At 49.8% G+C, this 23055-nt stretch carries 15 protein-coding genes and 1 pseudogene; 5 read left to right on the forward strand and 11 right to left on the reverse strand.

Annotated features, from left to right (window positions below; translation table 11 throughout):
- Positions 1–181: 181 nt before the first annotated feature.
- From SHD_RS19540 to SHD_RS19565, 6 genes are all read right to left on the reverse strand, one after another.
- Positions 182–1054 (reverse strand): DUF7281 domain-containing protein, encoded by an 873-nt coding sequence (locus tag SHD_RS19540; RefSeq protein WP_023268710.1) that lies wholly within the window; start codon positions 1052–1054, stop codon positions 182–184.
- Complete coding sequence (locus SHD_RS19545; RefSeq protein ID WP_023268711.1) at positions 1042–2262, reverse strand: hypothetical protein; 1221 nt, start codon at positions 2260–2262, stop codon at positions 1042–1044. The genes SHD_RS19540 and SHD_RS19545 overlap by 13 nt, the downstream gene beginning before the upstream one ends.
- Positions 2263–2304: 42 nt before the next feature.
- The gene (locus SHD_RS19550; RefSeq protein WP_039978974.1) at positions 2305–2958 is read right to left on the reverse strand and encodes a condensin complex protein MksE; all 654 of its coding nucleotides are present in this window, start codon (positions 2956–2958) and stop codon (positions 2305–2307) included.
- 8 nt (positions 2959–2966) lie between these two features.
- Positions 2967–6638: an ATP-binding protein gene (locus tag SHD_RS19555; protein ID WP_023268713.1), complete on the reverse strand. Its 3672-nt coding sequence runs from the start codon at positions 6636–6638 to the stop codon at positions 2967–2969.
- 224 nt (positions 6639–6862) lie between these two features.
- Positions 6863–7474 carry a response regulator transcription factor gene (locus SHD_RS19560; RefSeq protein WP_023268714.1) on the reverse strand — a complete coding sequence of 204 codons (612 nt, stop codon included), beginning with the start codon at positions 7472–7474 and terminating at the stop codon, positions 6863–6865.
- Entirely contained in the window at positions 7471–9459 is a 1989-nt protein-coding gene (locus tag SHD_RS19565) for a sensor histidine kinase (protein ID WP_052031086.1), read from the reverse strand. Before SHD_RS19565 ends, SHD_RS19560 begins: the two co-directional genes overlap by 4 nt.
- A 254-nt stretch (positions 9460–9713) precedes the next feature.
- On the opposite strand from SHD_RS19565, the gene dsrO reads away from it, so the two are divergent.
- The 4 genes and pseudogenes from dsrO (at position 9714) to SHD_RS22405 (ending at position 16298) form a co-directional block, all read left to right on the forward strand.
- A complete protein-coding gene (dsrO, locus tag SHD_RS19570; RefSeq protein WP_023268716.1) occupies positions 9714–10469 on the forward strand; it encodes a sulfate reduction electron transfer complex DsrMKJOP subunit DsrO in 756 nt (251 codons plus the stop codon).
- Positions 10459–11559 (forward strand): NrfD/PsrC family molybdoenzyme membrane anchor subunit, encoded by a 1101-nt coding sequence (gene nrfD / locus SHD_RS19575; protein WP_023268717.1) that lies wholly within the window; start codon positions 10459–10461, stop codon positions 11557–11559. The genes dsrO and nrfD overlap by 11 nt, the downstream gene beginning before the upstream one ends.
- A gap of 62 nt (positions 11560–11621) precedes the next feature.
- Positions 11622–14729 (forward strand): tetrathionate reductase subunit A, encoded by a 3108-nt coding sequence (locus SHD_RS19580; protein WP_039978761.1) that lies wholly within the window; start codon positions 11622–11624, stop codon positions 14727–14729.
- A gap of 259 nt (positions 14730–14988) precedes the next feature.
- Positions 14989–16298, forward strand: a pseudogene (locus tag SHD_RS22405) (methyl-accepting chemotaxis protein).
- Positions 16299–16408: 110 nt separating this feature from the next.
- Here SHD_RS22405 and SHD_RS19590 read toward each other — a convergent pair.
- From SHD_RS19590 to SHD_RS19610, 5 genes are all read right to left on the reverse strand, one after another.
- The gene (locus tag SHD_RS19590; protein WP_023268721.1) at positions 16409–17110 is read right to left on the reverse strand and encodes a DUF3581 domain-containing protein; all 702 of its coding nucleotides are present in this window, start codon (positions 17108–17110) and stop codon (positions 16409–16411) included.
- 263 nt (positions 17111–17373) lie between these two features.
- A complete protein-coding gene (locus tag SHD_RS19595; RefSeq protein WP_039978763.1) occupies positions 17374–17604 on the reverse strand; it encodes a hypothetical protein in 231 nt (76 codons plus the stop codon).
- A gap of 92 nt (positions 17605–17696) precedes the next feature.
- Complete coding sequence (locus tag SHD_RS19600) at positions 17697–18107, reverse strand: DUF2391 family protein (RefSeq protein WP_023268723.1); 411 nt, start codon at positions 18105–18107, stop codon at positions 17697–17699.
- Between the two features lie 67 nt (positions 18108–18174).
- Positions 18175–19956, reverse strand: coding sequence for an SEL1-like repeat protein (locus SHD_RS19605; protein ID WP_023268724.1), 1782 nt, complete (start codon positions 19954–19956; stop codon positions 18175–18177).
- 112 nt (positions 19957–20068) lie between these two features.
- Complete coding sequence (locus SHD_RS19610; protein WP_023268725.1) at positions 20069–21394, reverse strand: leucine-rich repeat-containing protein kinase family protein; 1326 nt, start codon at positions 21392–21394, stop codon at positions 20069–20071.
- Between the two features lie 168 nt (positions 21395–21562).
- On the opposite strand from SHD_RS19610, the gene SHD_RS19615 reads away from it, so the two are divergent.
- Positions 21563–22987, forward strand: a complete 1425-nt coding sequence (locus tag SHD_RS19615; RefSeq protein WP_039978765.1) for a LysM peptidoglycan-binding domain-containing protein — start codon at positions 21563–21565, stop codon at positions 22985–22987.
- Positions 22988–23055 lie beyond the last annotated feature (68 nt).

A 23055-nucleotide genomic window follows, 5' to 3' on the forward strand; every position in this document is an offset into this window, starting at 1 on the left:
TAATAATCACCCAGTTAAATCACAAGTTGAAAAATCAAAATTTAAACAGTATTTAAACCAAATAAACACAATTAATCGATTAAGCCTGAATAAAGCTAGATTTAAAATCCAAATAAACATTTTAATTAGAATTAAAAACTACAAATCGTGATATTTACAGAGAGATGGGGAAGGATAACGACTAACAATATGCCAGTAGCACTAGCTCGAGCCGATGCGCCAGCAGGTGCTGCTGTTTAATGCTAATACGTTGCTGAGTTAACCAAAGGCTTAATGGCCGCCAATTTTTTAAATCGGCTGACTGTAAATATTTAGCCTGAGGCGCTTGCTTGGCAAAGTCATCAGCGGAATTAATTTGTGGGATAGCGAGTAACTCGTTGGGCGCAAAAAGCGCTAACTGCGGCACAATACAATGGGTCATGCCCGTTAAGGTATGGGCAATTTGCAACCCTGCGGGGTCAAGATCGGTAAAGGCAATAATCGGCATTTTACCTACCATCGCCTGTAAAAACTGTCGCACACCAATGGGTGAATGGTGGCCGCTACCACGGTAAATCACCATAACGCGGCTAAGTTCGGCAGGTAGGCGCGCTTGAGTGATGGCATCGAATATATCTAGGTTTTCAACCACTAAGATGGCGTTAACATTAAGATCATGGCAAAGCTGCTCTGCTTCATCTAAGGGGATACGTAACGAAGAACGCGCAGACATCCCCACGGGAGATGACTCAAACCCGAGATACTTCAACAAAACATACTCGGCTTCGGGGCGAATACTCGCCAGCTTTTCATTCTGGCTTTGGGCGGACATGGCAATACGGTCTAGATTAAAATCCAGCGCCTGTAAATCGACGCCCTCTTTTGCCAACACGCCCTGGCGCAGCAACTCAAAATCCCGCGGCGCAAAACACAAATATTTTTCTGCACCATCCAGCTCGCCCACTTCTAACTCGCGGTAAATCGTTCGCCAATTCGGGGTGAGTTTCACCCTTGGAGAGCGGTTAAGATAAACGCCCTCCAAGAGTTGCAACTGCTGCCGACCTAGGCGAGCCATAATTCCACATCACGGATAATAAAGTTACCGCTGTAGATCGGATGGGGTTCGCCTAAGGGTTCTAACTCGAAATAGGCTTTATGCTCATCGGGTAAGCCGTCGTAGCCGCCAATCACTTGATAAATCCAGCTTTCAGCATCCCATGGCAGGGCTTTTTCGGCTAAGTAGTCGAGCGCCGACTGACGTAAGCCAGACTCAATCACATCAACAAAATAGGCATCTACGGCTTGCTTGAGTGGATTATCAGGAATATCAAAGTCTTCACTCTGAGTAAGCGACACGCTCACATCCTGCTCACGCACTGTTTCTATCACGCCCTGACGGCTAATCGCCTTGATATGGGCGACGATGTTCATCAGCTCAAACTCTTGGCTGGCGTTATGCACATCCACAGACGCTGGGGCCAACAGCACTTCGGCGCGATTGAAAAGGCTTGGGATTTCCTTGTGCGACACATGGTCTGCAGGGCGATAATCAGGATGCAAATCTGTGTACAGTAACCAGCCCTTAAGCAAGCGAGTACGACCACGAATTTGCCTAAAGCGCCCGAGAAGTTCCAGCAACCTACCCTGCACCACACTGAGTTCCTGGGCGCAGTCGCTCATGGTCTCCTGCAAGGTCGTGACCAGCAACTTACGCAACTCACGGATATCACCGGCGATTTCACCTAATTCGCTAAACTGGAACATCTCCAAACCATTGAGCAATTCAGACACTTGGCTCTGGGCGAGTTCGTTTTCACGGATCTTAGCGTTAATGGTGCCGACATAACCGAACTCGTTGTTGATCCGCCCCCACAACACGCGGATGGAGTAGCGCAAACTGTCGGCAAAGCTATACACATGCTCACTTAAATCAGACAGATACGCCTCGGCGGCGCTGTAGTCTGAGCTGTGGCGCGCCTCTTTATAGTGGTCGGCCAAGGTCTTAATGGTGGCGAGCGCCGAGCCGACGTTGGAGTCGATTTGGCGATTGCGCTCATCACTTAAGCCCTCTTCGAGCAAGGCACGCACCGAGCGTTTAAGGCGCAGCTCTTGGTCTGGCTCTGGGCGCCATAAAATCCCCGCCTGCTTGAGTTTTTCAACCACGGCGGGATCATGGCTCTCTTCCTTGAGCGAACCGGCCAGATAGGCATCCATAATGATGTCAGCATGGCGACCTAACTGTTTGAGCAGCTTCACCCCAGCCTGATGTAAGTTACTGCTCATCACGGCCTCCTTGGTTGATGCTATGCGTTATTGTCCAAGGCATCATAGTAAATCCCGCTGCGTCGCCGTTTCCGCCTGCGCTTCAAGGCTTAGGCCTTCGGTCTCGTCGATAAAGCGGATCACTTCGTACAGGTAATCCAGCTTGCCGGTGGCGATATAAATTTGTTTTTCAACGTTAGGGCGCACCAGATAACCAAGCTCCACTAAGCGTTTGAACACTAACTTAATTTGCGCATCACTATTGGTACTGGTTGAGCCGAATAAGCGGTATTGGCTGAGTTTGGCCAACTGCTCACGAAACGCGGGCGTATCTTCAATTCGGCTTTGCAGCTCTGTTAATCGCACTGGCGCGCCTTCGCTTAAGGGAGCATCTTGGCCGCTGGCTTCCTGCACTAATACCAGCCACTCCACCATGGGGATAAGTGCCTGACAAATATCCTTAAACTGCGATGAAATCACCTTGCGCTCGCTCTCGCCTAACTGCAAATAACCGCAGAAAAACACATCCCCCTCGGCGGCCGAAGCCACGGTGCGATTGATTTGATTAAGATAAGCCTCGACCCGCTCGCGGGTACTGTGATTTTTTAATGCGCGCCAGCCATCTTCATTGGTGGTGCGGCAAATAAACTCACCTTTTAGCAAGAGTTCGATAATGGCGCCCGTGCCGACTAATACGGTTTGGTTTGACTCATTCATGGCACTCATTAGATGGCCTCCTTGCTCAGGCGTTTACTCAACAAATCGGCAATCGGATTGGCTTTGGGCTTCACCACCTGCAACTTCTTGGTTTGTTTATTAATAATGTAACGGTTCTCGAACAGGTTCAGCACTTCTGACTCTGGGTTCGGGAAGGCGCCTAACACGCTGATATTGTTGTTACCACAGGCATCGAAAATCTTCTTCACGTTGGTATGGTGCAGCGTACCCAGCTCGTCGATCGGCCAGTGAATGGTCACATCGGCACGGCCACGTAGCAAGCGCGTGAATGCCAACAGGAACTTACATAAAATCAGGTAAGCCATACCGTGGCTCGAGGATTCGTTCAGCTGTCTGTCGGTGCGGATAATCAGGTCGCTATTGCCCTCTTTGAGGCGCAACTCGATTTCCAGCAACTTAGCAATACCGCCGGTTAAGGCCGCGCGGCCAATAATGTCTAAGGCGCGGCGCATACTGTTGGTGTATTCCTCATCGGGCAGACCATTAAAGCCGTCGGCCTTCCATTGTTTGAAGGCTTTAACGAATTGCTCAAGCTCAGGCCAAAACTCTAATTCGCTGATCTTAGAGCGAATGCGGACCGCAGATTCCGATACGCCATCGAGGAATAACTCTTCGCCCACTTCGCGGGTAATACGCGCACTCTGGGAGGCGATTCGACGATCGATATCGGCAAGTACATCGTAGAAGGCGGTTAAATCGACCCCGAAGATCCGTCCCTGTTCACGCAGCGCCATAATCGATTGCGGCACCATCACATTGAGTAACTGTTCTAGCTGCGGCACAAGCTTGCGGTAATCCAACAGGCGAATACCTTTGTCGTTGATAAAGCTCGACTCTTCACGGGCGCGCTCCCAAGTCTCGGCTAAACCTGAGCCTGACTTGCTGGCAATCACAGAGTCGAAATGCTCCACATATTGCTTAACCGAGCCCATCAAATAATCGCGTTTTAGCAGTAAATCTTCGCCCTGACGCAGGCGCTCACCAAGGCTACCCTGGGCCTCTTCATTGTTGGCGGGCAATTTCAGCTCGGCCAACTTACGCATCACGGCGCGCAGTTTAGTTAAGTTTTCAGAGGCTTCAATCTGCGCCGCATCCGAGGCCTTACGCTCGGTCTCGAGTTGTTGGCGGCGGGTCTTCACTTCTTGAGTCTTGGCTTTAAGCTGCTGATCGATTTCCGAGGCGGCGCGTTTCACGTCGCTTAACTGGGTTTGCAGCTTGGGCTTACGGATAAGCCAAGTGTGTTGATACCAATCGTCGAAGCGCAATACTTCGCTGCGACGCTGCTCGGCGCGGCTGATTTTGGTTTCAAGCTCACGGATTTGTTGCTTGAGTTTAAGGATATTGTCCTCATCCACACCACGGGATTTAAGCTCGTTTTTGTACCAGGTTTCACAGGCTTTTTGCTCGGCCTTAGCGCTTTCGCGGCGGGCGTCGATAGTCGCCTTGATTTGCCCGAGTTGATTGTCGAGCGCGCCAATGACTTCCTGCCAGTAGGCTTGTTTTTCCATCCGCGCTTCGAGCGCCTGCTCCTTTTGCTCTTCGAGCCAGAGCTGATGCTGATGCTTAAGCTGCTTTAGCTCGCCATCGAGCTGAGTTAAGCGCTGCTGGGCAAAGGCTTTACGCTCGGCCAGCGCCTTGTTGATCTTGTCCTGCTCACTGCGTTTTTCATCGAACAGACGACGTAAATCATCGCGGCTATTTTTGTAAGCCGTGCGGGCAAAGGTGAGTTCACGACTGAGTTTATCCAGCTCAACGTTAATCGCCACCAGCAGAGATTCGGCCTCGGCCTGTAATTCCTGCGCGCTTTGCAGAGCCTCTTCGGCCTTGCTTAAACGAATACGCAGTTCCTGCTCTGAGGCGGCATATTCAGGCACATCGATGGCTTTAAGATCTAAATGCACCCCAAACACAGTGTCGCTCTCGCCCGTGACCGTTGGGTGTAAATCGGTGCGGTGCAACAACTCGGGGGCAATCACTTTACCCAGACTCTGCTCCCAACCTTGGGCTTCCTTACGCAGGAATTCGAGCAAGGTATGGGACTGCGGGAACAGCATATGGTGCAGTTCATCGAGCGCGGTTTGGCGCTCGTTAACCCGCAGGCTGGCGATACGCAGCGCTTCGTTAGCTTGGTCGCGTTTGGCGCGCAGCTTACGCTCATCGCTAGTTAAGCGTTCCACCTTAGCGTTACAGCTTTCTTGCTCTTCGTCGGCGCGGTGAATCCGCTCGTCGAAAATCGCAAGGCTTAACTTTTCTTCCTCGGTGTAGGTCACACCATCGACACGTAATTTAAGCTCGGCGGCATTGAGTTTGAATTGATATTCCTGCTCGCTAAAGCTTGCCTTGCCCGCATCCATTTGGCTGCGCCATTGGGCTTCGAGGGCATCGAGATCGGCTCTTGCCACTTCACGCTGTTTGTCGCGCGCTTCGCGTTGCTTGTCTTGGTCCGCGTGTAAGCCTTCGAGCTCGCGGTTTAACTGCTCGCCAATTTTGCTGCGGCGGGCATTGTAAGCCGCTTCAATATCTTGGTGTTTTTCGGTTTGTAACTTATGGCGCTCGCTTAAGTTTTCCATGTCCGCGCGCCAGTTTGGCAGCATGTCCAAGTCAGCCTTAGCTTGCTCAATATTGGCATCTAAAAAGGCGCCGTGCTGATCTTCAATGGCATCTAACTCATACTCGCACTTAGCCACATCGCCCTTGGCGGCGGATAGGTCGAGGTTTAACTCATCACGCACTTCTTTCCATTCGTCATCCAACATTCGAAGCTTTAAATTCAGCTCCTTAGACAAGGTTTGTTGGATCTCTAACCGATCGGCCTCTAAGGTTTCGTCATTGCGATAGCCACGGGACAGGCTCGAGAGACGCATCTCGGCGCTGAGCAGTTGGTTAAATTCCTGCTCGAGCTTTTCAAACTCGGGACGAATGACTTCAAAGCCTTGGATTAACTGGCTCTCGCGGATCCACGCCTCGACGCGTTGCGGATTGAGGCGTGAGCTAGGTGGATTTACCCCGTCTTCTTCCAAAATGGCGGCGATCATCGATTTGACCGTTTCCATTTTGCCTTCTTTGGAGTGCACCGCCTTGGCGAGTTTTTCGATATGGCGCAGTGAATGCTCACCTTCACACAGGGCAAATTGGCGCGCATAGGCTCGCAGTTCGCTACGGTTGCTGCCCGTGCTTAACAAAGTGCGATCGTTTTGAATAATCGCGCGATATTCGCGGGTGTTGAGCAAGTTGGTGGTGGCTACGCCCTGGCGTTTTAAATCCCGGCCGAGTTCTGCCATGGTGTGGCAGAGAATAGTGTCACCATTTTGCGATTTAATATAATCGCTTAACTCAAAACCTTTGGCGATAAAGCGGTAGTTCACCCCTTTACCATCACCCGCCGATGCCAGCACGGCTTGATAGAGCAAGCCATCGGCCTTTTGGTATTCGTAAATGATGTAGCTTGAATCGTGTGGCAAGTACCAACGCTCGAAACTATCGCGGGTTGAAGGCACCACGCGGCTAGGATATTCGCCATAAAATACCGGCACTAAACGTTGCAGAGTGGTTTTACCCGAGGCGTTAGTACCACAAATATTGGTATGGCCATTGAGGGCGAGTTCCACAACGCCCGGAAGGTGCGTATCAATCAGCACAATACGAATCAAGCTTGGCATTTCATTCCTTATCCAAACGGGAGCACCTTATGCACAAAGCGAACGATAAGGTCATCCAAAAGCGGCCTAAGACTTCATAAATCAGCGTTAAAAGTCTTGGCCTTAAAAGTTAGCCCCTAAAATAAGGCAATCGTCGAGCCTTGGCAATTAAGCACCTAGGGCTGAATGCGTTAGCTCACATCAAACGGCCAAGGATACGCCAATTCGCGCGAACAAGGGCGGTTTTATGTGGGGGCAAGGCGATCGGCAATCCGGCCGTAGATTAATATCATCTCGGCGAGCGAGCCGACCTGCATGCCTTTCATTAAGTTCGCACGGTGAATTTCGACCGTACGCATAGCGATGCACAGCGTATCGGCAATCTCCTGATTCTTATAGCCTTTGGCGATAAGGGTAAGGATTTCCCGCTCCCGCGGTGTGAGAGTCTGATAAGTCTGAAGATATTGATTATCTTGATAATGCGCCTTGGCATGCTCTAGCGCTTTAACGACTGCGTCGGCCAACTTGGCACCATCGGCGGGCTTTTGGAAAAAATCCACCGCCCCGAGTTTTAGCGCCTCCACCGCCATGGGCACATCGCCATGGCCAGTCAAATAAATCACAGCCAACGGACTATTGTGCTGCACTAATTGCGCATGTAATTGCGGCCCACTTAAGCCCGGCATACGCACATCGACTAAGGCGCAGCCAGGCTGGCTTAAGTCGATGGCGGCAAAAAACGCCTCGGCGCTATCAAAGTCGCGGATATTCAGGCCATAGCTTTCGAGCATAAACCGCAGCGAGCGGCGCACCGACTCATCATCATCGATTAAATACACGGGCAATGCGTGGCTCATGCTGGTGCTCCATCAAACTTACGGGGTAAGGATACCTGCGCTTGGCAGCCGCCACTTAAAGCGGTTTCTAGGCTAAAGCGGCCGCCATGACTCTCGGCGATATCACGGCAAATCACCAGCCCTAGCCCTAAGCCCTCAGACTTAGTCGAATAAAAGGCCTGCATCAGCAGATTGGCATCCTCAGTTAAACCTGTGCCATTGTCTGTGACCGTGAGCAGTAGCTTGTGTTCTTGGTAACGCAGGTCGATATCAATCGTGGGCTGATAGGGTTTCGACGCATCGACCTCGCTCTGCTGGCGTTGCACACAGGCATCGGCGGCGTTTTTCAAAAGGTTGAGCAATAGTTGCTGCATGCCCACTTCATCTAAAGGCAATTGATAGGCTTCGCCGCTCACATTGGTCGAAAGCTGGATATGGTGCTGCTCCAGTTCATAGGCGAGCAGCGGCGCAGTATCGTTCACTAACTGATGTAAATACAGAAGCTGCTTAGACACAGGCCGCTTTTTCAATAAATTACGTAAACGGCTGATAATACTGTCGGCGCGGCTGACTTCTTGCTGGATTAAAGTCAGCACGGATTGTAATTCTTCAGGACTCGTCCCTCGTTGTAAACGTACCTCGGCGCCATGGCAATAATGGCCAATCGCCGCCAAAGGTTGATTGAGTTCATGGGAGAGGCTCGCCCCTAACTCCCCCGCAATCGCAATCCGCTGGGCATGCTCCAACAGGGCGCGGTTTTCACTGAGTTGTCTCTGGGTGTTTATCAACTCACGGCCGCGGCGACTAAAACGATATTCTAGCCAGAAATGGTACACATTGAGCAATACCAATATGGTTAACACAAACCATGCCCAATGTTGATGCAGTTTTACCCATTGCCACGCCCGCTGCCACCAAGGCGTTTGCAGGGGATGCATATCGAGATCTTTAAGGAGTTGATCTATCGCCAGTTGGCTAACGGCCGTGGTCCAACCCGCAGATTCAGCGGCTTTAGCGGCGGGACTGTCCTCGGGTAGGGCAAACAGGGCTTGAGTCACCTGTTTTGCGAGCGATTGAGTCGCACGGTTGGTTTTAGCCATAGACCAGTTGGGGTATAACCGACTCGACACTTGGCAATGAAACCCCGCTGGCGCCTGATTATCGAGCACCCGATAATTTTGCAGCTTGATCAAACCTTCAGCCTGCATTTGCTCAAGCTGACATACAGGCACGACCGCTGCATCTAAACTTGGGGATTTATCGCTTGGCTTATCTGCCGCACCGAGCTGATAAATAAGGTTATCGAGTGGAAAGCCTAAGGGAATAATCTCCCCCACAAAATCAGGTAAATCTATGCCCTTAAGCTGTGCCTCATAAACTAAAGTAAGATAACCACCAAAGGCATTTTTGGAGACAATTCCAAGGCGCTTGCCCTTAAGATCCTGTAAGGTCTGATAGGGTGAATCGGCTCTGACCACCAGCGCAGACCCCACTTGCATCGCGGCGCCATTATTGATTGGGCTTCGTAGGGTGGCGAGCCAAGACAGGGAAAATTGCCGCGCCAACATCACCGACTGCCCAGGGTTAGTGATAACAAAGTCCAACGCTTCGGTTTCAACGCCTTTGGCTAATTCTTCAATGCTTAAAGGATGCAATCTAAAGTAACTATTAGGTATTTGCGACTCAAGCCAGCCCATCAAAGGCTGCCAACGATTGACTGTGCTCTTATAGCCCCGAATGGCCAATACGCCTACATCGACCACTTGATAACCCGCCTCGGAAGACAAAGTCGCAAGACTGTCGCTAACCAAAGCGTTATTTGCATCGAGGGCGGCTAAGGTAAGGGATGTTGATGATTCTGTGGTGGACTCTTGCCTCCCAAGCACGTTAACTGCGGCAGGATTCACGCCCGTGCTTGACATGGCAGCAGGGCTACACACTAATAATATCAATAAGATGATAAGCGTATTACTAGGCCATCGCGCAGCACAAAAGCCAACGCTCATCGCTGTTTGGAGTATGTAAAATAACGTCCTGTACAATACTTCGTCCCCATAACTTACAAAAAACAATCACAGCAGAATGCGCTATTGTAGCGAATATTTGTTGCGCTAGATCAAACCCTCTGCCGCTATGTGGAAAACCACTATAGTTATCCCCCCTTCACTTTACCAGAATGCCCTTAAACCCAGCCCTTAGTCTCAGCCGCTGATATCTACGGGCATGAAGTGAGCTTTCTGTAAGAGTGAAGGAAATCCCTATGGACAAGAGTAAACGTCAGTTTCTCGGCAAAATGGCCAGTGTGAGTGTCGGCGCCGCGCTCATTCCCGTCGTGCAAGTGCAAGCCCAACAGGCACAAACTGCAGCTACGGGCAAACGCTACGGCATGGTGATTGACCTGCGCCGCTGTGTTGGCTGTCAGGCCTGTACCGTGGCGTGTACCTTCGAAAACCTGCCGCCCTTGGGGCAATTTCGTACCACAGTGCAGCAATACGAAGTGTCGCAACAGGATGCAGCCACGCCGCCCGCATTCTTGATGTTGCCAAGACTATGTAATCACTGTGAAAACCCGCCTTGCATCCCGATTTGCCCCACGGGTGCTACCTTCCAACGCCCAGATGGCATTGTGGTCGTCAACAACGAATGGTGCGTCGGCTGCGGATATTGTGTGCAGGCTTGCCCCTATGATGCGCGCTTTATCAACCATGAGACCAACACCGCCGATAAATGCACCTTCTGCGCTCACAGGCTCGAAGCTGGACTCTTACCCGCCTGTGTCGAAACCTGCGTCGGCGAAGCGAGGGTGATTGGCGATCTAAACGATCCTCACAGCCACATCAGCCAACTACTCAAAGCGAATCAAGCGGATATCAAGGTGCTCAAGCCCGATGCCAATACGGGACCTAGAGTGTTTTACATCGGCATGAACAGCGCCTTTGAAGATCGCATCAACGGCCAAGCCCCCGTTCGCACCCTACTGACAGACACTGGCGAGGAGATCCACCATGGTCATTAAAGAAATCTTTACTCCAGATATCGCCATCACTTGGCTGCCATGGGCGGTGCAATACTTCTTTTTAATGGGTTTGGCCTACGCCAGTGTGTGGGTGGCGACCATTCATTTATGTAGTGCAAAACAAACCGATGCCAGACTGCTCAAGCTCTGCGCCTGCTTGATGCTCACAGCAGGTATAGTCGCGCCGATTGCGCTGCTTGCTGACCTACATCAACCGCTACGGGCATGGCATTTCTATGCCCAAATCAGGCCGTATTCGTGGATGTGGTACGGCGCCTTTTTACTGCCGATATTTTCGGGCACGAGTCTAGTGTTTGCTTGGTTGTTACTGCGGCCTTACCTACCTCAGGCGCACTCTTCTCTTACAAGTTCGGCTGAAGAAGCGGATTGGTTGAGCCGCATCGGTCAATGGCTCAGATTCGGTAATTGGAGCAGCGATAAATGGCTAAAACCCATTGCGCTCATCGCCACTTTGAGTGCGTGCTCGATTGCGCTTTACACCGGAATGGAGACCATGGCGATCAAAGCGCGGCCACTTTGGCATACCTATTGGTTGCCGCCATTGATGGCAACCAGTGCCCTGCTTGCCGCCTGCGGCACCCTAGCCGTGCTTAATCGCATTTTGCACGGTTATCAAGCCAGCACCCAAGACAGGTTACTGCAATGGGTCAGGGCAAGCTTTGGCCTCTTCGCCCTGTGTCTTATCGGCTGGGCCTTATTCGATAACGGCTCGGCGCACGAAGCCGCGTTGTTATTAGACACCAGCCCAAGCTGGCAACTGGCCGCCATTTGGGTCTTAGTCACCCTCGCTTTGCTGGCATTGGTATTAGCAGTGCGCCGCCTCCCCTCGGTATTGATGTTAGTCGTCAGTTTAACGGCGGTACATCTGGCATGGGGATTTCGCTGGATTGTACTTATCCAAGCGCAAACCGACCCTAAATACGGTGCGGGCACTTACTTCTATCAACTGCCATGGGGGCCAGAGGGCCTATTAGGCATCGCTGGCACCTTCGGCCTCTGGCTCGCACTGATGGTGTTAGTGTCTGAATTTATTCGCCATCAACCACGCTCAGCCCAACAGACCTTGTGAGCCTCATCGCTTTAATTAAGAGCATTGGCATTAAGAAAAGTTACCGCATTAAGGAGTCCGTAATGGATAAGAGTAAACGTCGTTTTATCAAAGGCGCAGCTGTGACGGGTGGCGTGGGATTATTTGCCGCAGGTTACAGCCATACCTTAGCGCAAATGGGCAAAGGTGTGGTAAATGGCAGTTCGGGCAAGACCACCCAAGATCCCATCCATGGCAATTCGCTAGCCCCTGAATATAAAGTAGATTTAACCTCAGGCCAGTTGATTGGCAACGATGAGCAACGCATCGCCAATACCATGTGTCTCGGCTGCTGGACCAAATGCGGCGTGCGCGCCCGTATCGATAATAAGACAGATAAGATCCTCCGCATCAGCGGCAATCCCTATCATCCACTCTCGGCGCGGGAACATATCGACTTCGATACCCGGATCAAAACCGCCTTAGTCGGCTTAAGTGCCTATCAGGAGCAGGGCTTACAGGGGCGCTCAACCGCCTGCGCCCGTGGCAATGCCATGTTGGAACAATTAGATAGCCCCTATCGCGTCACCCAATGTCTTAAACGGGTCGGGCCGCGCGGCAGTGGTCAATGGCAAAGCATCAGTTTCGAGCAACTGCTGACTGAGGTCGTCGATGGCGGTGACTTATTTGGTGAGGGACATGTCGAAGGCTTAAGGGCAATTCGCGATATCAGTACGCCACTCGATGCCAATAATCCTGAATATGGCCCCAAGGCAAACCAGCTCTTAGTGTCAAACGCCTCGGATGAAGGCCGAGATGTCATTATTAAACGCTTTACCTTCAATAGTTTCGGTACACGAAATTTTGCCAACCACGGCGCCTATTGCGGCTTTACCTATCGCGCTGGGGCGGGTGCCCTGCTCGACGATTTAAAGAAATACGCTCACCTTAAACCCGATTGGGACAATAGCGAGTTTTTGCTGTTTATCGGTACCTCGCCGCAGCAGTCGGGCAACCCTTTTAAACGCCAAGCGCGGCAATTGGCCAACGCTCGGGTCGATGGGCGAGAATTCAGCTATGTGGTGGTGTCGCCCATGCTGCCTAACACCTCGAACCAGCCCTGCGCGGGTAACAATACTTGGCTGCCCATTCGCCCCGCAACCGACTCAGCCCTCGCCATGGGCATGCTGCGCTGGATTATCGATAACCAGCGCTACGCCAGTGCGTTTTTAACCGCGCCCAATGCCGAGGCGGCGAAAGCAGCTGGCTACCGAGGCTTTAGTAATGCCAGCTTCTTAATCATCAGCACGCCAAATCACCCCAGATACGGCCAATATTTGTATGCCAGCGATCTCGGCCTGCCCTTCGAAGGCAAAGCCTATGGCGAGCAGGATTCTCCACTGGTTGTCGATGCCGCTACTGGGCAGATCCTACCAGCCAGACAATGCGCCAAGGCACAACTTGAGGTTGAGCAAAGCGTGAATACGCCAAAGGGCGAGCTGAGCGTGAAATCCAGTTTTCAGCTGCTCAGTGAAGCCGCGCGCAGCGTCGAGATGGCCGACTACGCCAAGGAGTGCGATATTAGCGAGGCGCAAATTGCGGCCCTCGCCCACAAGTTTACTAGCCATGGCACTAAGGCGGCGGTGATTTCCCACGGCGGCACCATGAGTGCTAACGGTTTTTACAGCGCATGGGCGATCATGATGCTTAACGCCATGATAGGTAACCTAAATCTTAAGGGCGGCGCGATAGCTAAGGGCGGTACTTTCCCCGCCTTTGGTGCGGGTCCAAGGTACAATTTGCAGGACTTTGACGGCATGGTCGAACCTAAGGGCGTATTCCTTTCCCGCTCTAAGTTCCCCTACGAAAAAACCTCTGAGTACCGCCGTAAAATCGAGGCAGGAGAGTCGCCCTATCCGTCGAAGGAGCCTTGGTTCCCCATCTCATCGCCCCTGCTGGGCGAACATTTAACCGCGGCGGTGCATGGTTATCCCTATCGACTCAAGGCGTGGATCAACCATATGGGTAACCCGATTTATGGTCAGGCAGGACTCGGCGAAGCCATTGGTGAACAATTAAAAGATCCCAAAGTATTGCCGCTATTTATCAGCATCGACAGCTTTATCAATGAGACCTCGGCGCTGTCGGACTACATAGTCCCCGACACCTTAACCTATGAATCTTGGGGCTGGAGCGCCGCATGGCATGGCACGCTCACCAAAGAGGCTACCGGGCGCTGGCCGATTGTCGAGCCGAGGGTAGCCAAAACCGCTGACGGCGATGTGATTTGTATGGAATCTTTCCTTAGCCAAGTGGCGATAAAACTCAATCTGCCCGGCTTTGGTGACAATGCGGTCAAGGCCGCCGATGGCAGTCTGCATCCTCTTAGCCGCGCGGCTGACTTTTCGCTCTATGGCGCGGCAAACGTGGCCTACCTAGGTAAACCCGTTGCCGATATCAATGCCGAGGATATCTACTTCAGTGGGGTTGGGCGCATTCAAGCGGAACTGAATGCCAGACTCAAACCCGAAGAAGTCAAAAAAGTCAGTTACTTATTTGCCCGTGGCGGCCGCTTTGAAAATATCAGTGCAGGCCGTGACGAAGCGGGTAACCCCAGCAAGGTTTGGCCAAAACCCTTAATGCTGTGGAACCCAGAGGTGGGCAGTCGGCGCAACAGTTTAAGTGGTGAATATATGAGTGGCTGTCCACGGCGTTATCACCCTGCACTCGCCAACGGCACGCCCTTAGAGCAAGCATTCGATAAGTCACAATGGCCGCTGCTGATCAGCAGTTATAAGTCGCACACCATGAGTTCGATGAGCATAGGTTCGGACCGTTTACGCCAAGTGCACCCCAATAATCCGGTGCGCATCAATGAGCAAACTGCCACCCGTTTTGGCATTAAAACCGGAGATACGGTTAAGATCAGCACGCCTAATGGCAGTGTGGTGGCTTTAGTGGAATGTGTGGCGGGCGTGCATCCCGACTGCATTGCCATCGAGCACGGCTATGGCCATAAGGAACTCGGTGCACGGGATATAGTTATCGATGATAAGAAGATCGCTGCCAATCCGCTGATCCTCGTCGGAGTCAATATGAACGACTTAAATCTGTTCGACCCAAGCCGCCATGGTCGCTACCCTTTGGTGGACTGGGCCAGCGGCGCATCGGCGCGGCAAGGACTGCCCGCCAAAATCGAAAAAATAGGTTAACTCACACCCCGTAACTCAGGGACCAAGGAGTAAGGTAACAAGGAGGTTACCTTAGTATCCCACTTCATTTGCTTACTTTTTGCAGGATAAGTGATCTTACTGAACGGTTTTTTAGTATTGAGCTTGCTCAAGAAATGATGCACAAATCCAGCAGCAACTTAAATCACAGCTATATTTAACACTATAATGTGACACATATTCTTGCGCCTTAAAAAACATCGCCGTTTCTGAGTTTGCCAAACTCATTAGGAGTACTTTAGTGTTTAATTCTTCATTACGTAAAAGCCTCGAGCTAAGTGAAACTAAACGCAGGGAAGCGCAAGCCACAATTGACTCGATAAAAGACTGTATTGCCACCATCGAATTCTCGCCAGAAGGGCTTATAATCGATGCTAACTCAATATTTTTAAAAGAAATTGGTTATTCTTTGCAAGAGATTGTTGGCAAACACCATAGATTATTCTGTTCCCCCGAATTAGCCAATTCACCCAGCTACCAACAGTTTTGGACAAGCCTAAAATCAGGCCAACCCAAAGAAGGTAATTTTCAACGGTTCCGGAAAGATGGCGAAGAAGTCTGGTTAAGGGCAACTTATTTTCCGATCAAGATGGACGGCAAAGTCATCAAAATTATGAAAATTGCCTCAGACATTACCCAAGATAAACACAAACTCGATGATCAAGCAGCGATTTTTACAGCCTTAGATCGCGCTCAAGCCGTCATTGAATTTAAACCCGATGGCACTATTTTGCAGGCTAATCCAAAGTTCTTAAAAACCATGGGTTATCAAGCATCACAAATTGTCGGCAAGCACCATCGGATGTTTTGTTTCGATACCTTTTATCAGCAAAATCCGCGCTTTTGGGACGAACTCAAACAAGGTAATATCAAAAAGGCCTATTCGAGCGTAAAAATGCCTATGGGGATTCTGTATGGCTAGAGGCCGTATATAACCCTGTGGTGAATGAAAATGGCAAAGTGATAAAAGTCATTAAATTTGCAAGCAATATCACCAAAAGGATCGAACAAAATAAAGCGGTGCGTGAAGCTGCGGATATTGCATTAGAAACCTCGCAACTCACGGTAGAGCAAGCTATTGAAGGCGTGAAGTTACTCGATGCAACCGTAAATACTTCAAATGCAATCGCCGAGCAAACGGTAAAGACCACAAAATCCATCAATCAACTTAATGAGCAATCCCAAAGTATTCAAGCAATTGTAGCGACGATTAGCGCTATTGCAGACCAAACCAATCTATTAGCGCTCAATGCTGCAATTGAAGCTGCCCGCGCAGGAGAACAAGGTCGAGGTTTTGCCGTGGTGGCCGATGAGGTACGTCAGCTTGCCGCAAGAACCAGTAAATCCACCAGTGAAATTGCAGCGGTCGTCGACAAAAACAGCCAACTTACTGCAAGTGCCACCAGCATGATGAACGAGGTAGAGCGAATTGCCGAGCAAGGTAAACAACAACTCGTTGAAGTGACCGCTGTGATGGGGAATATTCGTACTGGCGCAGAAAATGTGGCAAATACCGTGTCCCAACTGTCGATTGATGAGCAGCATAGTTAGCATTAAAACGCCTTGGTTTGGGATCAAGTTCAAGCCTTATCCCAAACCACTCTTTATCCCAAATTATCTCGCCCTAGAGACCTGAGCGATAAAGCGGGCCTCAGACTCAATTAAAACTCGGTTTTGCGCCCTTCGTAAGCGGCACACATCTGCTGCATTTGCGCCTCTTCGTAGGGGCGCAGGCCGCTCATGACCAAGGTTTTAATTCCGGTACCGACTAAGGTATCGCCGCTATGCAGTTCAAAGTGCAGCGTCACATCACCGCGCTTGCCATCAATCTTAAGCTCCTGTTGTACAAGCGATAACTTCACTTCCACAAAGTCGAGACTGGTTAAATCGAATGACATGCTCTCGTAGATCACTAAGGGACGCTCGGGGTTAATCATCACTTGATGCTGCTTCATCAAAGGCATCAAAATATCGATAAAATTATGCCCAGAAAATGCCACATAGTTGCGAATAAAGGATTCGGTTTGTGCGTCGCAGCGGCTAATGTCACCTTGACGGCTCACCTGTAAATAAGTTTTTTCACGGTTATCACAAATAGCAAAACTGTCGCTGACTTGCTCCGGAAATTGTAACTCCACGCCATCACCAACCATGCCAGCAAAGGTAAACTTCATATTCTGGCTTAAACCGTATTGGGTTAAGACGAGGGCAAACAGCAAGTCACCGGGCACACAAAAACGCTTTGCACCGACATCGTGAATAGGATTGAAATCTTGGGCGATTTTCTTGGCGAAGTCACTGGCTTGTTGTGCAGAAACAGAAATGGATTGATTTTGCTTTGAAAAATACGGCGATAGAAACATATTAACTCGATCTTTAATGGCTCAATATTGGGCTAATAACATAATTGTCACGAGTCTACCTCAGTTTTGGTATTTCACTCACCCGATGACTTATACCAATCGTATTAAATATCTGTTCATTCAGCGGGAGTTAAACAGGCTTTAGACAAGGCGAAGGCTTGAAGGCATAGTGGCGCTCTGTCGAAAGCCTTAAACGCAGTATTAAGCAACTAGATACAAGCTATAGTCATGGCACTCAGCCGCACCATGACCATTATTTAGGACTAGACTCGCTTAAATTCGCGCTTTAATTGAAAACTCTCGTCGGTCACCAGTTGTTCTAACACTTCAACCCGCTCGCGTAATTTATCAAGCTCAATGCGTAACAGTTGGTTTTCGGCCTGAAGCTTATTACTGACGGAATTGCCGCGCTCGCGGATCTTCATAATCGCGACTGTATATCCGCCCACAATGGCAAAAATAGGGATAAGTAATGCAAGCGTTGCTGTGTTCATAATGCGTCCTTTTGCAATCGTTCTATTGGGTTCCAGTATGTGCAACATAACCTAAATGCACCAGTGACAAAAGTCATGATATCCACCCACATTTATTCCTTGTCGAAGCTATCCACCACAATCGCCCCCATAGAAGCGGGCATACTAATCACGATAATCCGTTTGATTGAAGTCATAGTGTCGTCAATTAAGGGCAATTTATCGATACACAAGAGCACTAAACTGACGACACAAGCACTTATCAAATAGGCAACGATAATCCGAAAAATAAATACCGGTAGGCGGTGACGAATATCCTGTTGAAACACACTCTGATAAGTAAACACCCCAAGGAACAGCAACGACAAACCCAATAACATCAGTAAATTCAGCAGTGGCAAGGTTTCTCCGAGTTGCCATGCCTCTTCAGAAAATCCAATGGGCACCGCGAGCGCAAAGGCTCCAACACATACTTGGATCGCATCTTCGGTATTAAAACGATAGGTCTCAAATTGAAAAGCCATAGATTAATCTCCCTGTCTTGCCTATGGCTTGAATAAGCCTGTTATCGAGTTATCCCTGTTAACTTAGCTACAGGCGGCGCTCTTCAAGGGATTTGAGTCTTTCCTTCGCTTGAGCGGCATAATCATTTGAAAAACGTTCAGCCAATACGAGACTTTGCTGGTACAGGATTTGTGCACGCTTAGGGTCGGCCTCGCCGCCCTCTCCAGCATCGAGTAAACTGGCTAATTGAAAATAAGCCTTACCAAGCACATCCTGTTGAATACCTTGTTTTTCACCTTGAGAGGCAACCTTATCAAGCCAATAACGAGCTCTTAGGGGGTTGCGCTGCGCCGGTTTCAATAAGATATCGGCATATTCTGCGGCAGCATACAAATCCCGCTTGGCGGCAATCTCCCAAAACTCTTGGCTTTGTTCAAAATCCTCGAGCAAATAATAGTAATCACTGGCAGCGCTAAGGGCCAAAGCGGGATCAGCCTGCACACTCAAACGATAATTGGCTAATGCCGCCGTTGCATTATAGTAGGGCGACCAAGGCAATACTTGATAGAGAGCCATCATCCCCATGGCCTCGGGGACACCTTGATTAACTAATACATTTAATTGTTCCCACGCCTTAACTTCCGCGCTTTTTGCTTCGGCTGTATTCAATTTACCACGCAGGATAACCTCAAGTGGTTGACGAATAAGCTCCAGTTTAGCTTCCATATTTCCAAGCCTTGCCGCGCGTTGTAGCCAATAGCGGCTCTGCTCCACCTCGCCCGCATAGGCTGCCTGTGATTGCATCCACTGAATAGCAATCAAGTCATCGCCCTCGGCCGCCTCTCGGTAGAATTTACGCGCTTTTTCTTCATCCTTCGCCAGTGCATAACCTGCCCAATAGATTTGTGCTAACAATCGCTTATCTTCGGCCTTGGTGCTCGCACTTAAGGTATTGAGCATAGATTCAGGCTTACCATAGGCATAGAGTCGCGCATCCCCGCGTGGATAACGATATTCAGTGCCGTCGGGGTAATGCACCGAGATATGGTCAGGCTGACGCCACACATTCACTTGATAGTCGGGCAAAATTTCGGGATTAAACTCCACCCTCAATACAGCATCTTTATCGAAACGCACCATTTGCGTTGCCGTGCTCGACCATAAACTGCTGGTCGACTGTAAATTACTCTTAAGTTGCACCTCAAAGGCGCTATCTGTTTTGGGGCTGTAGATGACCACAGGGTAATAAACGGGATTAAGGCTAAGCGGTAACGCCGAAACCAGATTAGTATCTTCTTCGCTGCCAGCAAGCACAGGCTCGATGGTCAGTTCCTGGCTCAAATAAAATCCATCGTGGGGCGAGGCTTTGGCCGCCGGTTTACTGGGTGTTAATGGCGGTGACGTCTGTAAATAGTCATCTTTTAATGACTTAACCTTTTGCCATATTGGATGACTAGGCACCAAGGTAAGGTCGAGGACTAAATCCTCCAATTGCCAATCGCAATCTCCGCCCCCTTGCAGGGCTAACACAAGGGAGAATGGTTTAACGACAGCGCCACTTTCAAGTGATTGGCGTAATACCGAACTTTTATTCAGCGTGGCGCGATAGGGATTGGCAATATCGCCATTCGGGAAACGTATTTCTTTACGGGTACATACAGAGGAAGTGTAGTAACCCACAAGTTCTAGTTGGGTATAAGCGGGTAAAGTCCCACTAATCTCGAAACGCTGCGCATTTTTAGGTGGTGTGGTTTGGTCAACAGGTTGTTCAGGCTGCCAAAGGTTATCCCAAAATCCCGCCCAAACGGGTGCAGAGAAAAACGAGCTTACGCAGAGGCTAAGCCAAACCAGTTTTGAAATCGAACTCATAATGCCAGCTCTCCATTGCTGATGAGATTGAGTCGCTCTTGATTAAATATCTCTACATCGGTTTTCACCAATGGAACCACCCCTCGAGTTTACTCATACCATATGCGCTAACTTAACACAGCGCAGTTAATGTTTTCGCGATATCACTAAACCGTGGACGGCAGGATAATTCCGGCTGCATGCAGAGTGCTTTTAACTGTCGCAGTTGAGCGCGCAGCGCTTCATCATTGGCACCAGCAAAGGGTAATAAGTCATCAATCAAACAGCCTAGGGCCCGCACCTCTATGGCCTGCATGGCATTACGCTCCGATGTAGATAATTTTGCTAAGTTTGAAGCGGCGCCAAAGTCACCGAATAATAGTGACATTTGCTGATTAATCATCATATTGTGCGCATAAACATCCCCATGACTGATATGTTGGGCGTGCATATGCGCTAGGGTGTCAGCCAATTGCAAAGCTATTTTAGTAATATCTTTCAGGCTGAACTTGGTCCCCGCCTTAAAGGTGTCGCGGGTACAGGTTTCAAGGGAAGGCGGTAAACCTAAGTTATAAAATCCTTGGGGAATTAGCGACATCACTAGCCCTAGCTGATCCTGTTGGCTGATATGCGCTAATACCTTGATAAGATTGGGATGCTCGCCCGTGGTTAAACAACAATCCAATTCATCGGCAGGGTAACCGTCACTGGTCACCTCCCCTTTAAATAGCTTCACTGCAATATGTTCGCTCCCCGTGGCAGCCACCATTGCGGAATTTAACCAACGCCCTTGGTAAATAATACCGGAGGCACCTTCACCTAATTTGTCTCCGAGTTCGATGTCCGCTAGTGTCACATTGGGCACACTGGCCACATCGGCATGGGGATCGACCAGCGTATGACTAAAGGGATTGCCCGCAAACGCCAGCCAAGTAAGTTTGGGTAGCTTAAACAACCAACTCGGCAACGCGGCTAAGGCATTTGCCGATAAACGCACTAACTCTAAGTTATGGCATTGGGCCATGGATGCTGGCAGCGAAGTTAAGCGATTGCCCGCTAAGGCTAATTTTTGCAAACGCTGCAACTGCCCCATACACTCCGGCAAGGCGGTGATTTGGTTATCCGTTAAGATCAACCAGCGAGTGTGCAAGGGCAATGACGCCTCAGGTACCGAATGAATTTGATTCGCCTTAAAGCCTATCATCTCCAGTTTCGGACACTGGCCTAACACCTCTGGCAGCACTTCAAAGCGGTTATTCGAAGCAAACAAAATCTTCAAATGGGCTAAGCGAGGTAAATCGTCGGGCAGTGAACTGAGCTGGTTATTGGATAAGTCGAGGATCTCGAGCGTATCGGCTAAATCGAAGATCTCCCGCGGAAACTCGGTTAAGTTTTCAACCAATTGTAAACGAGTAATCCCTTTTAATTGTCCCGCTTTTAACTGCGCTAACGTCTGCACTCTGTAACCCACTACGATGAAAAATCGCCGCTATGTTAGCCTATTTAGGCGTAAATCTAAATGTGACCTAGGCGGTCAAATTTCCAGCAAAGCTATTCAGAAATACGAAAACAGATTAGCATGTGCCAAATCATGGAACATCAAGTCATCAAAGATTACAGGATAATCATGCGGAAAACCTTTCGCCAACCCAGTGCATTAGCTGCGCTCGTGGTCGCCATCTTGACAGCTCAGCTAAGCGGCTGCGCAACCACTTCGGCGCAAACTTCACCAACGGAATACGCTGCAGCCTTGCCTGAAGCCGAAGGCAATAGTGAAGATACAGCACAACCTCAGCATGTTGAAACGAACATTATCGACGAGCGCTACACCGATGTGTGGGAGAAAATCCAACACGCGCGCACTATTGATGTACATGACGATGCCGAAGTACGCAAACAACGTAACTTTTTCGATGATAAGCAAAAGTTTATGACTCAGGTGACCCAGCGCGCCGAGCCTTTTTTATACTATATAGTCAGCCAGCTCGAAGCCCGTAATATGCCGCTTGAACTGGCACTCCTGCCAATTGTAGAGAGTGGTTATAACCCGCTTGCCCAGGCAAATGGCCCCGCTGGACTATGGCAAATGATCCCTGCCACGGGACGAAACTTTGGCCTAACTATCAACTCAGCCTACGATGGCCGTAAAGATGCACTCGCCTCAACCGATGCCGTACTCGACTACCTACAACACTTGCACGACACCTTAGGTAACGACTGGATCAACGCGGTTGCAGGCTATAACAGTGGCGAGCTAGTGATCAAAGCCGCTATCGATAGAAACAAAGCTAAGGGCAAACCCACGGATTTTTGGTCGCTGAATATTCCAGCTCGCCAAGTACAAACCGTGCCTAAGTGGCTCGCCTTTATTCAAATTATCCGCGCGCCTAGCCATTACAATCTCAAGGTGATGCCGATTGCCAACCGTCCATTTTTGGAGCGTTTACCCGCACCCAATGGCGTTGAAATAAGCCAAATCGCCAATGCAGCAGGGCTTACTAAAGCGGAGTTTAAAACCTATAACCCAGGTTATCGCCAAAGCGTGATCCCCAGTAAAGGCAAATACCAAATCGCCCTGCCGATTGAAAACATTGGTCAGTATCAAGAGAATCAGCATAAGCTGTACGCGCAAAAACGTTACGACAGCCAGAGCTATATTGTGAAATCCGGCGATAGCCTAGGCACAATTGCCGCGAAATTTGACATTTCAGTCAAAGAGTTAAAGCAGGTAAACAACCTCAGCTCCGATAGAATTAAAATCGGCCAAGAGTTAACCCTGTTAACGCCAATGAACAGCGAAGATAACGCCTTGACCGAAACGCCAAAACAGAGCAAAGCTCAAACAACGTCTCAATCGGCAAAGACTAAAGCCAGCAGTAAAACCGCAGATAAGCCAGCGGCGAAAGCCAGCACTTACAAGGTGAAGTCCGGTGACTCGTTAGATAAAATCGCGCGTAAAAACAAAGTGAAACTCGCGGATTTAATGAAGTGGAACCAGCTGAATGCCAAGAGCATTATTAAGCCTGGCCAAGAGCTAAAACTGTCGGAATAACGCCGCATAATACGAAAAAGCACTACCAAGGTAGTGCTTTTTTATTGCCCAATCTATTGACTGCTTAT

Origin of the sequence: Shewanella decolorationis S12 (assembly GCF_000485795.1) — a bacterium.
Taxonomy (GTDB): domain Bacteria; phylum Pseudomonadota; class Gammaproteobacteria; order Enterobacterales; family Shewanellaceae; genus Shewanella; species Shewanella decolorationis.